This is a genomic window from Candidatus Symbiopectobacterium sp. NZEC135 (assembly GCF_025962695.1).
Genome location: NZ_JAGFPF010001079.1, coordinates 1 through 735 on the forward strand (window position 1 = coordinate 1; position 735 = coordinate 735).

The window sequence follows — 735 nt, forward strand, 5'->3', positions numbered from 1 at the left end:
GCTGATAACGCGCAGCGTGCCGGGCAACAGCTCATGAGGGCGCGCACGCAGCATACCGTGGCGCGCCATCCACGCCATTTCACCGTGGTACTGCTTATCCAGCCACGCCTGAAGCCGTGGCTCTTCGTGGGAAAGGTCGGTATCGCAGATCCCTACCTGCTGAAAGCCCAATTCACGTCCCCACTGTTTGATGTGCTGGGCGAGTTGGTTAAGGTCGTAGGGATAAGTCATGAGGAACCGTATCGAAGAGATAAACGGTCTTATTTTATCACATCGTCTGACGGACGTCTGTGCGCTGAAAGCACCGGTGCCATGCGACATTTATCCTATCGGTTTCTGGCAGCCGGTTTCAGACCTTGCTAAGTTGAGACATAAAGATAACCATGCGTTATCCGTTTTTGCGACAAGCGCTTATGTTGCCCGGGAGGAACTCATGCCGCATACCATACCTGCGCATCAGCGAAGGCTACCAGACTGCGTTTATCCACCCGACTGGCTGCGTCGTGAAGAACCTGACGCCGCGCGGCAAACGGGAACCACGCTTTATGCGTTGATGCAACGTGCCGGAGAGGCCGCTTACCAATACGCCCGTCACCGTTACCCGAATGCGCGCCGCTGGCTGGTGTTGTGTGGGCATGGCAACAACGGCGGCGATGGCTATGTGGTAGCCACGCTTGCGCGCGCTGCTGGGATTGAAACCACCGTGGTCGCGTGCAGGGCGGCACGCCCTCTGCC

1 protein-coding gene and 1 pseudogene are annotated in these 735 nt (G+C 57.8%); one reads left to right on the forward strand and one right to left on the reverse strand.

Translation table 11 applies throughout. The annotated features are described in order from the left end of the window. Positions 1-231, reverse strand: a pseudogene (locus J5224_RS32550) (tRNA epoxyqueuosine(34) reductase QueG); the annotation flags it as partial. A gap of 202 nt (positions 232-433) precedes the next feature. Between J5224_RS32550 and J5224_RS32555 the strand changes: the two are divergent. Further along, on the forward strand, positions 434-735 hold a 302-nt coding region (locus J5224_RS32555), incomplete at its 3' end, for an NAD(P)H-hydrate epimerase (RefSeq protein ID WP_319802535.1).